The organism is Bradyrhizobium sp. 76 (assembly GCF_023073025.1).
In the GTDB taxonomy this organism is placed as follows: domain Bacteria; phylum Pseudomonadota; class Alphaproteobacteria; order Rhizobiales; family Xanthobacteraceae; genus Bradyrhizobium.
The window spans coordinates 91,494-104,743 of record NZ_JADPIS010000149.1 but is presented as its reverse complement, the minus strand read 5'-3'; the positions used below and the strand labels follow the sequence as shown (position 1 = coordinate 104,743).

At 63.0% G+C, this 13,250-nt stretch carries 14 protein-coding genes; 9 read left to right on the top strand and 5 right to left on the bottom strand.

Features of this window, described 5'->3' with window-relative positions; all coding sequences use genetic code 11:
- Nucleotides 1-15: 15 nt before the first annotated feature.
- Both IVB48_RS35975 and IVB48_RS35970 read right to left on the bottom strand, forming a co-directional pair.
- Complete coding sequence (locus tag IVB48_RS35975; protein ID WP_007608408.1) at nucleotides 16-1,758, bottom strand: fumarate reductase/succinate dehydrogenase flavoprotein subunit; 1,743 nt, start codon at nucleotides 1,756-1,758, stop codon at nucleotides 16-18.
- Between the two features lie 104 nt (nucleotides 1,759-1,862).
- Nucleotides 1,863-2,636 carry a ferredoxin--NADP reductase gene (locus tag IVB48_RS35970; RefSeq protein ID WP_247288901.1) on the bottom strand — a complete coding sequence of 258 codons (774 nt, stop codon included), beginning with the start codon at nucleotides 2,634-2,636 and terminating at the stop codon, nucleotides 1,863-1,865.
- A gap of 208 nt (nucleotides 2,637-2,844) precedes the next feature.
- Here IVB48_RS35970 and IVB48_RS35965 point away from each other — a divergent pair, with 208 nt between their 5' ends.
- The 5 genes from IVB48_RS35965 (at nucleotide 2,845) to IVB48_RS35945 (ending at nucleotide 7,540) form a co-directional block, all read left to right on the top strand.
- Entirely contained in the window at nucleotides 2,845-3,141 is a 297-nt protein-coding gene (locus IVB48_RS35965) for a gamma-butyrobetaine hydroxylase-like domain-containing protein (protein WP_247288899.1), read from the top strand.
- A gap of 258 nt (nucleotides 3,142-3,399) precedes the next feature.
- Complete coding sequence (locus tag IVB48_RS35960) at nucleotides 3,400-4,179, top strand: Crp/Fnr family transcriptional regulator (RefSeq protein WP_247407696.1); 780 nt, start codon at nucleotides 3,400-3,402, stop codon at nucleotides 4,177-4,179.
- A gap of 165 nt (nucleotides 4,180-4,344) precedes the next feature.
- Nucleotides 4,345-5,766, top strand: a complete 1,422-nt coding sequence (locus tag IVB48_RS35955) for an ABC transporter substrate-binding protein (RefSeq protein WP_247407695.1) — start codon at nucleotides 4,345-4,347, stop codon at nucleotides 5,764-5,766.
- Between the two features lie 68 nt (nucleotides 5,767-5,834).
- Nucleotides 5,835-6,671, top strand: coding sequence for an ABC transporter permease (locus IVB48_RS35950; protein WP_007593263.1), 837 nt, complete (start codon nucleotides 5,835-5,837; stop codon nucleotides 6,669-6,671).
- Nucleotides 6,668-7,540, top strand: a complete 873-nt coding sequence (locus tag IVB48_RS35945; RefSeq protein WP_027569169.1) for an ABC transporter ATP-binding protein — start codon at nucleotides 6,668-6,670, stop codon at nucleotides 7,538-7,540. Before IVB48_RS35950 ends, IVB48_RS35945 begins: the two co-directional genes overlap by 4 nt.
- Nucleotides 7,541-7,617: 77 nt before the next feature.
- Here IVB48_RS35945 and IVB48_RS35940 read toward each other — a convergent pair whose 3' ends face one another.
- Both IVB48_RS35940 and IVB48_RS35935 read right to left on the bottom strand, forming a co-directional pair.
- Nucleotides 7,618-8,676 carry a putative sulfate exporter family transporter gene (locus IVB48_RS35940; RefSeq protein ID WP_247288896.1) on the bottom strand — a complete coding sequence of 353 codons (1,059 nt, stop codon included), beginning with the start codon at nucleotides 8,674-8,676 and terminating at the stop codon, nucleotides 7,618-7,620.
- Between the two features lie 130 nt (nucleotides 8,677-8,806).
- The gene (locus IVB48_RS35935; protein ID WP_007593267.1) at nucleotides 8,807-9,025 is read right to left on the bottom strand and encodes a hypothetical protein; all 219 of its coding nucleotides are present in this window, start codon (nucleotides 9,023-9,025) and stop codon (nucleotides 8,807-8,809) included.
- 201 nt (nucleotides 9,026-9,226) lie between these two features.
- Here IVB48_RS35935 and IVB48_RS35930 point away from each other — a divergent pair, with 201 nt between their 5' ends.
- Nucleotides 9,227-9,862: a DsbA family protein gene (locus IVB48_RS35930; protein ID WP_247407693.1), complete on the top strand. Its 636-nt coding sequence runs from the start codon at nucleotides 9,227-9,229 to the stop codon at nucleotides 9,860-9,862.
- 9 nt (nucleotides 9,863-9,871) lie between these two features.
- On the opposite strand, the gene ald is transcribed toward IVB48_RS35930, so the two are convergent.
- Nucleotides 9,872-10,987, bottom strand: coding sequence for an alanine dehydrogenase (gene ald, locus IVB48_RS35925; RefSeq protein WP_247407691.1), 1,116 nt, complete (start codon nucleotides 10,985-10,987; stop codon nucleotides 9,872-9,874).
- A gap of 134 nt (nucleotides 10,988-11,121) precedes the next feature.
- On the opposite strand from ald, the gene IVB48_RS35920 reads away from it, so the two are divergent.
- From IVB48_RS35920 to IVB48_RS35910, 3 genes are all read left to right on the top strand, one after another.
- Complete coding sequence (locus IVB48_RS35920; RefSeq protein ID WP_247407689.1) at nucleotides 11,122-11,601, top strand: Lrp/AsnC family transcriptional regulator; 480 nt, start codon at nucleotides 11,122-11,124, stop codon at nucleotides 11,599-11,601.
- Nucleotides 11,602-11,740: 139 nt separating this feature from the next.
- Entirely contained in the window at nucleotides 11,741-12,232 is a 492-nt protein-coding gene (locus IVB48_RS35915; protein WP_247407687.1) for a (2Fe-2S)-binding protein, read from the top strand.
- Nucleotides 12,229-13,245 (top strand): xanthine dehydrogenase family protein subunit M, encoded by a 1,017-nt coding sequence (locus IVB48_RS35910; protein WP_247407685.1) that lies wholly within the window; start codon nucleotides 12,229-12,231, stop codon nucleotides 13,243-13,245. Before IVB48_RS35915 ends, IVB48_RS35910 begins: the two co-directional genes overlap by 4 nt.
- The last annotated feature ends 5 nt before the right edge of the window (nucleotides 13,246-13,250 follow it).

The window sequence follows — 13,250 nt, the reverse complement described above, 5'->3', positions numbered from 1 at the left end:
TATTTGTGCGGCGGGTCAGGCGGTGGCGCGGATGCGCTGCTTGTCGTAGAGATCCTTCTCGTCGTCGGCGATCGGCACGATATAGGGCTCCACGGCACGCTTCTCGCTGGTCATCTTGCCGTCCTGCTTGCTGAGCAGCGTGTGGCAGAACCAGTTCTCGTTGTCCTTCTCCGGGAAATCCGTCCGCCAGTGATAGAGGCCCCAGCGGCTTTCCTCGCGGTAGAGCGAGGCATGCACGGCCATGTCCGCGCAATCCATGATCGACTGGACTTCGAGCGCGCGGAGCAGTTCGTGCGCATTGCGCGCGATCATGCGCTCCTGCATGTCTTCCCTCGCTTCAGCGAGCCGGCGCATGCCGAGCTCGTATTTGCGCGTGACTTTCGGCGGCTGGAGATAGTCATTGACGAGACGCCGGGTCTTGTACTCGATCTGGTTCGGCGGAATGCCGTCCTCGCGTTTGGTCGGCGCCATCACGCGGTCACGTTCGCTGGCGACATCGGCCGCGTCGAATTCCGCGAAGTCGTGATTGTCCGCGAACTCCATCGCGTCGATGCCGGCGACCGAACCGTTGGTGAAGGCGCCGAGCATGTAATTGTGCGGCACGCTGGCCATGTCGCCGGCGGCATAGAGGCCCGGCACGGTGGTGCGCGCGTTGTCGTCGACGAACACGCCTGACGCACTGTGGCCGGAGCAGAAGCCGATCTCGGAGATATGCATCTCGATCGACTCGCTGCGATAGTCGACGCCGCGCCCCTGCTGGAACAGGCCGCGAGTGGGACGCTCGACCTTGTGCAGGGTCGATTCGATCTCCGAGATGGTGTCGGGGTGAAGATGCTTGAGCTGGAGAAACACCGGGCCCTTGCCGGACAGCAGCTCGTTGTAGAACTCCAGCATCATCTGGCCGGACCAGTAATCGCATTCGATGAAGCGCGATCCCTCGTTGTTGGCGGTGAAGGCGCCGAAGGGACCAGCGACGTAGGCGCAGGCCGGCCCGTTATAGTCCTTGATCAGCGGATTGATCTGGTAACATTCGAGGTTCGCCAGTGCCGCACCGGCGTGATAGGCCATGGAATAGCCGTCACCGGAATTGGCCGCATTCTCGTAGGTGCCGAACATGTAGCCGGAGGTCGGCAGGCCGAGACGGCCGGCGGCGCCCATGCACAGGATAACGGCCTTGGCCTTGATCACCAGCATCTCGGCGGTGCGGGTATTGACGCTGATCGCGCCGGCAATGCGGCCGTCGGCGGATTTGAGCAGCCGCGTCGCCATGTAGCGGTTGGAGATCAGGATGCGGGCGCGGCGGAGCTGGCGATACAGCGCCTTCTTCACCGTTTCGCCGTTCGGCATCGGCAGCACGTAGGTGCCGATGTGGTGCACTTTCTTGACGGCGTAGTCGCCGTTCTCGTTCTTCAGGAAGCGGATGCCGAAGCTGTCGAGTTCCTCGATGATCGAGTAGCAATTTTGCGCGTATTTGTAGACCGCCTTCTGATCGACGATGCCGTCATTGGCGATGGTGATTTCCTTGGTGTACTGCTCGGGCGTCGCATAGCCGGGAATGACGGCATTGTTCAAGCCGTCCATGCCCATCGAGATCGCTCCGGAGCGCTTGACGTTGGCCTTTTCGAGCAGGACGACGTTGGCCTTCGGATTCTTCAGCTTCGCCTTCAACGCCGCCATCGGGCCGGCCGTGCCGCCGCCGATGACGAGCACGTCGCAGGAAACCTCCGAAAGTCCGTCGACGATCTGATCTAGTGACATCGCTTGCTCCTGGTCCGCCGGCAGATCCGGCGCCTTTGCATCAGATTTGTTCAGCAGGCGTCCCGGCGATAGCAATTAGTTGTCGCCGGGCTGCGATTTGCGCCTCAGCGCTCGACAAAGGCCTTTTCGATCACGAAATGGCCGGGCCTGCTGTGATTGCCCTCGACAAAACCGCGTGCGGACAGCATCGCTGGAAGTTCCTCCAGCATCGCCGGACTGCCGCACAGCATGATGCGGTCAGTCTCGATATCGAGGCCTGATAGACCGATATCGTCGAACAGCTGGTTCGACGCGATCAGGTCGCTGATGCGGCCGCGGTTCCTGAACGGCTCGCGGGTAACGGTGGGATAGTAAACGAGCTTGTCTCGAATCAGCGGCCCGAAGAACTCGTGATCGCGCAGGCCTTCCACGAGGTGCTCGCCGTAGGAGAGTTCGGAGACCTGGCGGCAGCCATGGGCGAGCACGATGGTTTCATAATTCTCGTAGACGTCGGGGTCTTTGATCAGGCTGGCGAACGGCGCGAGCCCCGTTCCGGTCGAGAGCAGCAACAGGCGTTTGCCGGGAATGAGGTTGCCGGTGATCAGCGTGCCCGTGGCCTTGCGGCCGACCAGGATGACGTCGCCCTCCCTGATCTTCTGAAGGCGCGAGGTCAGCGGACCGTCCTGCACCTTGATCGAGAAGAATTCGAGCGCCTCCTCGTGATTGGCGCTCGCCATGCTGTAGGCCCGCAGCAACGGCTTGCCCTCGACTTCCAGCCCGATCATCGCGAACTGGCCGTTCTGGAAGCGGAAGCCCGGATCGCGCGTCGCGGTGAAGCTAAACAGGCTATCGGTCCAGTGCCTGACCGAGAGGACCGTTTCCTTCTGAAATGCGCTCATTGTCTCTCCTGATCTCGATTGCGCACAAGGTTTCGGAGAGACAGGAATCCGGCAATGCCGAACTGAAATTCCCGGTGGATTAGTTTCACATTTCGCGGGCGATGATCGAACAGCAGGCAACGAAGATCAGCTCCTCGCACCTGCGCCTGGCAATTAGTTGCTATCGCAGCAGCGCTGCGGCAACGTAGAGAAGGGTCGGAGACACGTCATGACCTTGGTGGCACCGACCGTGGCAGATTACGAAGCAAGCGCCGACCTCGCGACGCTCCGCGTCCGCACCGCTCAGGACGACACGCTGGACTTGCCCGCGGAAACGCTCCGCCTCTCCTGCAAATGCGCCCACTGTACCCGCGCCCGCTTCGACGGCCGCTTCCCCGAGCGGTTTCCTGGCATCGCGATCACCGAGATCGGCGATCTCGGTTACGGACTGAACATCTCGTTTTCGGATGGGCACAATCGGGGGATTTACCCGAAGCCGTATTTGTTGAGCCTGGCCGGGCGGTAGACGCCACAGGTCGTCCTCCAAACTCCGCTGTCATTCCCCGCGACCCGGCTACGCCAAGGCTTCGCCGGGGTTCAGGCCCAGGGGCGCCGAAGCTTTTAGCGTAGGCGGCAGGCGGGGAATCCAGTACGCCGCAGCTTCTCGATAACCCATTGACGTCTCTGGAATACTAGATCGCCGGTCAAGCCGGGCGATGACGGCGGAGTGAATCTGGCACGGACATTGCTCCTCTTTAGATCGATTTGAACGTTCCGGAGGCAGATGATGTTGCAGGCAGCGGCCAATGTGGTTCGCGGGACGGTTCCCGCAACGGTCCGGCCTGCCGGCGGTTCCTCGCTGCTGCTCACCGAGAACCAGCAATGGATCGGCGGACCGCCGGCGTTGATGGATAAGCTCAGCCAGCGCGAGCGGGAGTTGGTGCTGAAGCAGGGCCGCCGAAAAGTGCTCAACCGTGGCCAGACGCTGTTCAGCCAGGGTGGCAAGCATGACGGTATCTGGCTGATCGAAAGCGGCCGTATCCGGGTGTTCTACACCTCCCCGCTCGGCCGCGAGATCACGCTGGCCTATTGGCATGTCGGCAATTTCGTCGGCGGCCCCGAAGTGTTCGAAGGCACCGTGCATCAATGGTCCGGCGTTGCATCCAGCAATTGTAGCGTGGTGCATCTGCCCGGAAAGGAGCTGCGCTCCCTTGCCCTAGAGATCCCGAACCTCGCGATCGGCCTGATCGAAGGCCTGACGTTCAAGGGCAAGTGCTATTCGGCGCTGGCCCAGATGCTGGGAACACGCTCGATCACACAGCGCCTCGCGCATCTGTTGCTGCATCTCGTCGATCTCTACGGCGTCGAGGACGCCGACGGCCGGGTGATCGCCGCAGCTTTCACCCATGCGGATATCGCGCACATGGTCGGTGCCACCAGGCAATGGGTCACGATCAGCCTGAAGCGCATGCAGGAGAAGGGAGTCGTGCTGACCAAGCGCTCCCAGATCGTGGTCTGCCGGCCCGACGTGCTGGAAGAGATGCGAGGGCAAGGGTCTGACTAGGGCCGGTGCCCATGCAAGCAGCTTTATAGTGCAGGACTGCCCAAGGAGTATGCAATCAACTTTTCCCGGCAACTAATCGACTGTGGCGCTCATTCCGGATTTGCCCTGCCCACGCCCTCACCCAATCATGGCAACCACAGCACATCCAACCGAATGAGGATGAGAATGGTCCGCCATCTTCCCACGCTCTCGATCGCGATGTCGGTGACGTCGCTGGCGCTTCTCCTCGCGCAGCCGGCCGCGGCGGAAGCCGTCACGCTCGGCATCGGAACGCAGGATACCACGACCAACACGGTGACCGCCGGGGTCGTCATCCGCCAGCTCCATCTCCTCGAAAAATATCTGCCGAAGGACGGCAAATACGCCAACATCAAGTTCGAGCTGGAGTGGCAGAACTTCACCTCCGGCCCGCCCGTCACCAACGCGATGATGGCGAACAAGCTGCAGATCGGCATGATGGGCGACTATCCGCTGATCGTGAACGGCTTCACTTTCGACAGCAATCCGGAGAGCAAGAGCCGGCTGATCGGGATCGCCGCCTACAGCCTGTCGGGCTCCGGCAACGGCATCGTCGTTCACAAGGATTCGCCCTATTACGATCTTGCCGATCTCAAGGGCAAGCTCGTGAGCGTGCCGTTCGGCTCAGCCGCGCACGGCATGGTGCTCAAGGCGATGCAGGACCGCGGCTACACGTCGGATTTCTTCCAGTTAGTCAGCCAGAGTCCGGAGGTCGGCTCGACCAATCTCCAGGAAAAGAAGATCGACGCACATGCCGACTTCGTTCCGTTCGCCGAGCTGCTGCCGTTCCGCGGTTTTGCGCGAAAGATCTTTGACGGCGTCGAGACCAATCTGCCGACCTTCCACGGCATCGTCGTGCGCACCGATTTCGCCGAGAAATACCCTGAGGTCGTCGTCGCCTACTTCAAGGCGGTGATCGCCGCCAATCAATGGCTGCGCGACGATCCCAAGCTCGCCGCCGGGAAGATCCAGGAATGGACCGGCATCAGCAAGGAGGTCGTCTACATCTTCCTCGGCCCCAGCGGCAACATGACCACCGATCCCTCGATCAAGCCGGCACTGATCGATGCCGCCACGGCCGACGTCAAAGTACTGCAGAACCTCGGCCGGATGAAGGAGTTCGACCCGAAGAAATGGGTCGATGACAGCTACATCCGAAAAGCGTATGCCGAGATGAAGCTCGACTATGACGCGCAGCTTGCGAGCACCAAGAATTACGAGATCTCCGGCGACGATTCCTTCTGCAAGAAACCGATCTCCGATCCGCGCAAGGCCGGCGAGGTCTGGGTCGAAGATTCAGGCATCCTGCCCTTCTCGTCAGCCAGCTGCACGCTCGGCGCCTATGCAGACTACAAGGCCAAGGGCAAGAAGATCAACGTCGCCTACGTCTTCGATACCACCCGCGGCATCAAGCTGTTCGCAGACCAGGCTTTCTTCGCGGTCGGCAATGGTGAGGTTGCGCCGTTCCTGCTGAAGAAGGATGCCGAAGCCTATGCCGCCAAGATCAGCGGCAAGGTGCTCGGCTTCGACGACGCGGTGAAGGCGGCGGTCGGCGGGGGCAAGACGTGAGCAGTCCCGCCCTCCTCAGACATTCCGAGGACAGCATGCCGGCAAGTGCAATCGCGGAGGCAAGCGCCATGCCCGCCTCCACGCCACCCGCGTCTCCACCCTCCTTCGGCACGCTCGCACTGCGCTGGTACCGGCTCAACCGGGGCGGGCTGCGCGCGACCGCGATCGGCATCATCTCGCTGCTCGCCTTTCTTCTGGTCTGGCATCTGCTGACGACCTATCGCGTCGTGTTCTTCGTGCGCTTCACCAACGTGCCTTCGCCGCTCGCGGTCTATGCGAGCTTCACCAAGGCGATCCACGATCCGAAATTCCTGCTGCACGTCCTCTTGAGCTGCCGGCGCATCTTCTTCGGCTTCTCGCTTGCGGCGATCGTCGCGGTGCCACTCGGCCTGATCATGGGCCGCTTCAAGCTTGTCCACGAGATCATCTTCCCCGTCGCGGAGGTGCTGCGGCCGATCCCGGCGATCGCCTGGGTGCCGATGGCGATCATGCTGTGGCCGACCAACGAGCAGAGCATCGTCTACATCACGTTCCTCGGCTCGTTCTTCCCGATCCTGGTCAACACGCTGCACGGCATGTCGCTGGTCGATCCCGTGCTGGTGCGCGCCGCGCAATGTCTCGGCGCGCGGGAACGCTCGATCTTCCGCGATGTGTATTTCCCGGCCTCGCTCCCGCACATCTTCACCGGCCTGACCGTCGGCATGGGCGTGGCCTGGGTGTCGCTGATCGCCGCCGAGATGATCTCGGGGCAGTACGGCATCGGCTATTTCACCTGGGAGGCCTATTCGCTGGTTCAGTATGCCGACATCGCGCTTGGCATGATCGCGATCGGCGTGCTCGGGCTCGGATCGAGCATGTTGATTCGAGGCGCCGGACAATTGGTGATGCCGTGGAGATCAAGATGAGTGAGATCGTTGTCAAGGCACCGCAGGGCCATATCGAGGTCAAGAACTTCTCCCTCAGCTACGACAGCATCGAGGGGCCGGTCGAAGCCGTCACCGATACGCAGATTCATGTGAAGCCTGGCGAGTTCGTCTCGATCGTCGGACCCTCCGGCTGCGGAAAGTCGACGCTGCTCAACGCGGTCGCCGGCTTCCTCAAGCCGACCACGGGCATCGTCACCGTCGACGGCGAAAAGGTGAACGGCCCCAGCGCGGAGCGCGGCATGGTGTTTCAGCAATATTCGCTGTTTCCCTGGAAGACCGTGCGGGAGAACGTCGAGTTCGGCCTGAAGATGCGCGGCATGCCGCGCTCGCAGCGCGAGCGCGCCGCCCGCACGCTGCTGGGACTCGCAGGCCTCGAAGCCTTCGAAAAGCATTACCCCGAGAAACTTTCGGGTGGCATGAAGCAGCGCGTCGGCATCGTCCGCGCGCTCGCGACCGGACCCAAAGTGTTGCTGCTGGACGAACCCTTTGGCGCGCTCGATGCGCAGACCCGGGTCATCATGCAGCAGATCCTCACCAACATGTGGCAGCGGTTGAAGATCTCGGTGCTGTTCGTCACCCACGACATCGACGAGGCGATTTTCCTGTCCGATCGTGTCTACTGCATGACCGCACGCCCCGGCTCGATCAAGGCGGAGATTCCGATCCCGCTCGAGCGGCCGCGGCAGCAGGCGATGATGATGTCATCGGAGTTTTTGGCGCTGCGCCGCGGACTGATGTCGCTGATCCGCGAGGAGAGCATCAAAGCGATGGGCGGCGAGCTCAACGACATGGGCATGCAGGGGTTGAACATCGAGCTGCACGGGCATTCGCTCGCGGATGTGATTTAGCGATTTCTCGACGCTTACCCTCTTAGTTCCCTTCTCCCCTTGCGCGAAGGAAGAAGAGTTCGCGGCTACAGCCGCCTTCACTTGAACCAGTGCACCAGTGCGATGCTGATGCCGAGCAGCAGCATCAGCGACAGCGTCACGGCCGCCGTCACCCTGCCCCCGACATTGGCCAGCACACGAACGTCGACACCCAGACCCAGCGCCGCCATCGACACCACCGTGAGAAAGCTGGTGATCTTCGTCACCGGACCAACCACCGTGCCTGGCACGATCTCCAGGGATCGCAGGGTCGCCAGCGCAAGGAAGCCGAGGATGAACCACGGGACCAGGCGGAAAAAGCCGACATTGGTCTTCTTGGCGTCGCTGTGCCAGCGCGAGGCCGTCAGCGAGAGGCCGACGACGACCGGCCCGAGCATCAGCACCCGCATCAGCTTGACGAGCGTGCCGATCTGCGTCGAGACGAGCCCCGCCGGCACAGTCGCCGCAAGCACCTGCGGCACGGCATAGACGGTGAGGCCTGCGAGGATGCCGTATTGCGTGGCCGATAGCTGCAGCAGCGGGATCAGCAGCGGCAGGCCGAGCACCATCATCACGCCGAGGATGGCGGTGAAGGAGATCGAGGATGCGATCTCGTCATTGTTGGCGCCGATGATCGGCGCCACCGCCGCAATCGCCGAGTTGCCGCAGATCGAGTTGCCGCAGGCGATCAGGATCGAGAGCCGCGTCGAGAGACCAAGCAGCCGGCTGATGCCGAAGGAAACGCAGAGCGCGACCACAACGACGGCCGCGATCGAGGCCAACAGCGCGACGCCGGATGCCGCGATAGCAGCAAAGCTGATCGAGGCCCCCAGCAGCATGACGGCGACTTCGAGCAGCTGCTTGGCGCTGAAGGCGATGCCGGACTGCCAGCGCGGCGCGGGCTTCCAGAAGCTGCGAACGGCCATGCCGAGCAAGATCGCCATCACCAGCGCCTCGACATAGGGATGTTCGAAGACGCCCAATTCCGCCCGTTCGAGCAGGGCCGAAACACCGGCCACGGCGATGCAGAGGAGGATCCCGGGAATCAGCGCGACAATGCGGCCAGTGGCCGTGGTCGGCTTGGCGTCGGCCGGGCTGGATGCTTGATTCTGCGACACAAATCTCTCCCCGAGGAGAAGGATTTATACGCAGCGCCATCCGATTGGGAAATAAGTTTTCGACATATCAGGGCTCAGGGAAGTTCTATCCTCAGCCCGGGATAATCCGGCTCGGAAGGTCAGGCGCGCCTTAGAAGATCAGGCTCTTGGCCAGCGAGGCGACGCGGCTGAAACCGTCATAGACGCCGGGTTCGAAGAAGGCTGCACGCGCCAGCACGATGCCGGCGACCAGCGACCAGAACAGGCCGGTGCCGACCCGCAGCAGCAGCTTTGACCCGCGCGAGCGCGGCTGGGTGTCCGTTGCGGACACCAATTGCTCGCCGAAAGGTTCAAACCTGGTGCGTTCCATGGCAGTCAATCCATCAATTTCTCGAGGAAATGTCGTCGTTTCGGCCCCAAACAGCAATGGAAGCGATTGGCTTTTTTGCCTCCCGAAGAGGAAACTCCTTCCGCCGGACGGACCCGGGGCAATAGTTTTCTTCTTCCGGCCTATTTGAGCACCGGCGCCACGGCGAGCGGGTAGCGCCGCGCGTATGAAAGGAATCTGCCAATGCCAAACCCCCGCGTGCGTATCTACACCGACTACAAGAGCCCCTACGCATTCGTGGCCAACAAGCGCCTGTTCGAACTCGAGGAGACGCACGGCGTCGAGCTCGAATGGCTGCCCTATACGCTGCGCGTTGCCGAATTCATGGGGACCGTGGAAGAGCGCACGCCGCATTTCTGGCGCAAGGTGCGCTACGCCTATATGGACGCTCGGCGCTATGCCAATGCGCGGGGGCTCGTCATGAAAGGGCCCCGGCGGATCTACGACGCGTTCTATTCCAGCGTCGGCATGCTGTTCGCCCAACAGCACGGCTTCTTCCGTCCGTATCACGACACGGTGTTTCGTCGGTTCTGGAGCCATGAGCTCGAGATCGACGATCTCGCCGCAATCACGGACGTCATCACGTCCTGCGGTGGCTCAGCCAGTGAGTTCAAAGCCTACATCCATGGCCCCGCCCGCGCCGAGCATGACCGCATCATTGACGAGGCCGAAGCGCTCGGCGTGTTCGGCGTGCCGACCATGGTATTCAACGGCGATCTGTTCTGGGGCGGCGACCGCATCGACATGCTGATCGAACGCATCGAGAAGCCTGAGACGATCGAAGCCGCGCTCGGCAGCCGCCATCGCAAGCCGGTATGAGCGGCAACGCTAAGCCGCCAGCCCGCTCCCCACCGGAGCAAACTCCAGCCCGAGGCTTTCGGCCACCGCCTTGTTGGTGATGCGGCCGCGATGCACATTCAGCCCGTTGCGCAGATGTGGATTTTCCAGCACTGCAGCAAAACCCTTGTTCGCAAGCATCAAGCCGAACGGCAGCGTCGCGTTGTTCAGCGCCTGGCTCGACGTCACCGGCACCGCGCCGGGCATATTGGCCACGCAATAATGCACGATGCCGTCGACCAGATAGGTCGGATCGGCATGCGTGGTCGGGTGCGAGGTCTCGAAGCAGCCGCCCTGATCGATCGCGACGTCGACCAGCACGGCGCCCGGTCGCATCGATGTCAACATCGCACGCGTGACGAGCTTGGGCGCGCTCGCGCCCGGCACCAGCACCGCGCCGATCACGACGTCGGCAGCGAACACCTCCTCCTCAACTGATTCGATGGTGGAGAAGCGGGTGCGTACGCGCCCGGCAAAGAGATCATCAAGCTGCCGCAACTGAGGAATAGAGCGGTCGATCACGGTGATCTCCGCGCCAAGGCCCGCGGCCATGCGCGCGGCTTGCGTTCCCACTACGCCGCCGCCGAGCACGACGACCCGCGCCGGCTGCACGCCGGGAACGCCGCCCAGCAGCAGTCCGCGGCCCCCAGCCGAGCGCTTGAGCGCGGCGCCGGCGGCCTCGATGGCGAGGCGGCCGGCGACTTCGCTCATCGGCGCAAGCAGGGGTAGGTGACCGGCCGCGTCGGTGACGGTTTCATAGGCGATCGCAGTACAGCCGGAGGCGAGCAAACCCCTGGCCTGTTCGGGATCCGGCGCGAGATGGAGATAAGTGAACAGGATCTGGCTGTCGCGGAGCTGGGCCCACTCGCTTTTCTGGGGCTCCTTCACCTTCACGATCATGTCGGAGTTCGCGAAGATGTCGCGTGCGCTGTCGGCAATGATCGCCCCTGCCCGCCGGTAGACTTCGTCGGAGGCGCCGATGCCGCCACCCGCACCGGTCTCGACCGTCACCTCGTGCCCCGCCGCGACATATTCGCGGACTGCACCCGGGGTGAGCCCGACGCGATATTCCTGCACTTTGATTTCCTTGGGCACACCGACGCGCATCCCGGGCCTCCTTTTGATTCACCTCATGATCGTAGCGACCTGCCCGGTTTGGTTTCGTGCAAATATCCGCTAGCTTTGGCGTCCCTGCGCCGGTTTCCGGCGCGCAAACGCCCTTTCACGCTGGAAACGAAACTTTGGCCCTCGACCGGAAAGATCTCGCCATCCTCGCGGAACTCACGACCAATGCGCGGGCCAGCCACACCGAGCTCGCCAACAAGGTTGGGCTATCCAGCACCGCGCTCGCGCGGCGGCAGAAGGCACTTGAGGACGACGGCTACATCCAAGGCTATCAGGCCACGCTCGACCTCGCGCAATTCGGCCTCACCACCACGGTACTGGTCCGCATCGCGCTGGAAAGCCAGAGCGATGAGGCGTTGAAGGCGTTCGAGGCGGAGGTGGTGAAATGCCCGTCCGTCGTGCGCTGCTTCCTGATGTCGGGGACCGACGACTACATTTTGATCGTGCTCGCCCGCGACATCCAGGATTTCGAGCGCATCCACCGCATGGAGCTGTCGCGCCTGCCGCGCGTCGCGCGGGTCCAATCGAGCTTCGCGCTGCGCGAGGTCGTCAACCGCGCCGTGCCGAATGTGGTGTTCGGCGAAGCAAGGCGCTGACCGCAACCTCTCGGAAAGGCGAACTGCCTGCAAGGAACCAACCGGTCGGTGGTCCGTTGGGCGCTATTGGCCGGCGGAGGCGTGCCCCCGCGTCAACACGGCTGACGTCCGGCACGGTCGCCGTCGCAGGGAGCAGGACATGGGCGATGTCACGCATCAGATTTCCGAACGAATCCCGATCCATCTTGTCGTCAACGGCGTCAGTCACACGCTCGATCTCGTGCCATGGACCACGCTGCTCGACGCCTTGCGGGACCATCTTGCGCTGAGCGGCACCAAGAAGGGCTGCGACCATGGTCAGTGCGGCGCCTGCACTGTGCTGGTGGCTGGCCGGCGCGTCAATTCGTGCCTCACGCTCGCCGTCATGAAGGACGGCGCGGAGATCACGACTGTCGAAGGTCTTGCCAAGGACGGCGCACTGCATCCCGTGCAACAGGCGTTTATCGACCATGACGCCTTCCAGTGCGGCTATTGCACGCCGGGACAGATATGTTCGGCGGCCGGACTGCTCGCCGAAGGCCGTGCCCGTGATTCCGACGAGATCCGGGAGCTGATGAGCGGAAACCTCTGCCGCTGTGGCGCCTATCCGAACATCGTCGCCGCCATCCAGCAGGCAATGGGCCAGCCATGAACAATTTCCAGTACGCCCGAGCCACTGATGTCGCCGACGCGATCCGCCTGCTCGCCGCCGATCCCGGCGCCAAGCTGATTGCCGGCGGCACCAATCTGATCGACCTGATGAAAGAGAATGTCGAGCGCCCCTCCCGGCTGATCGACATCTCCCGCCTGCCGCTCCGGGAGGTCCAGGAGACGACCGACGGGTCCTTGCGCATCGGCGCCCTGGTGCCGAACTCGGACCTCGCCTACCATCCATTGATCGAGCAGCGCTATCCCCTGCTCGCCAGCGCGATCCTAGCCGGCGCGTCGGCGCAATTGCGCAACATGGCCTCCGTTGGTGGCAATCTGATGCAGCGAACGCGTTGCGCCTACTTCTATGACACGGCCACGCCCTGCAACAAGCGACATCCCGGCAGCGGCTGCTCGGCGATGGACGGGCTGAACCGCAACCATGCGATCCTGGGCACGAGCGCCGCCTGCATCGCGACCAATCCATCCGATATGAGCGTGGCGCTTGCCGCGTTGGACGGGCTCGTGCACGTCGCGGGTCCTTCCGGCGAACGCACCATCGCGCTGACCGATTTCCATCGGCTGCCCGGCGACAAGCCTCATGTCGATACCAATCTCGGCACCGGTGAGATCATCACGGCGATCGAGCTGCCGCCGCGCGGCTTTGCACAAAACTACAGCTACCTAAAAATTCGCGACCGGATGTCTTATGCTTTCGCTCTGGTCTCGGTCGCCGCCGCGCTCGAATTGGAGGGCAACGCGATCAGCGGGGCACGCCTGGCGCTCGGCGGCGTGGCGCACAAGCCCTGGCGCAGCCTCGAAGCCGAAGCGGCGTTGCGCGGCCAGGCCGCAACGCCCGATCACTTCTCGCACGCCGCGGATCTCTTGCTCCAGGAAGCAACGGCCCGCTCACATAACGGCTTCAAGGTCGAGCTCGCACGCCGCGCCATCGTGCGGACGCTCACACAGGCGGCGAACGCCACGCCGCAATCCCAGGCCCACAAGAAGATCGCGTGAGGACC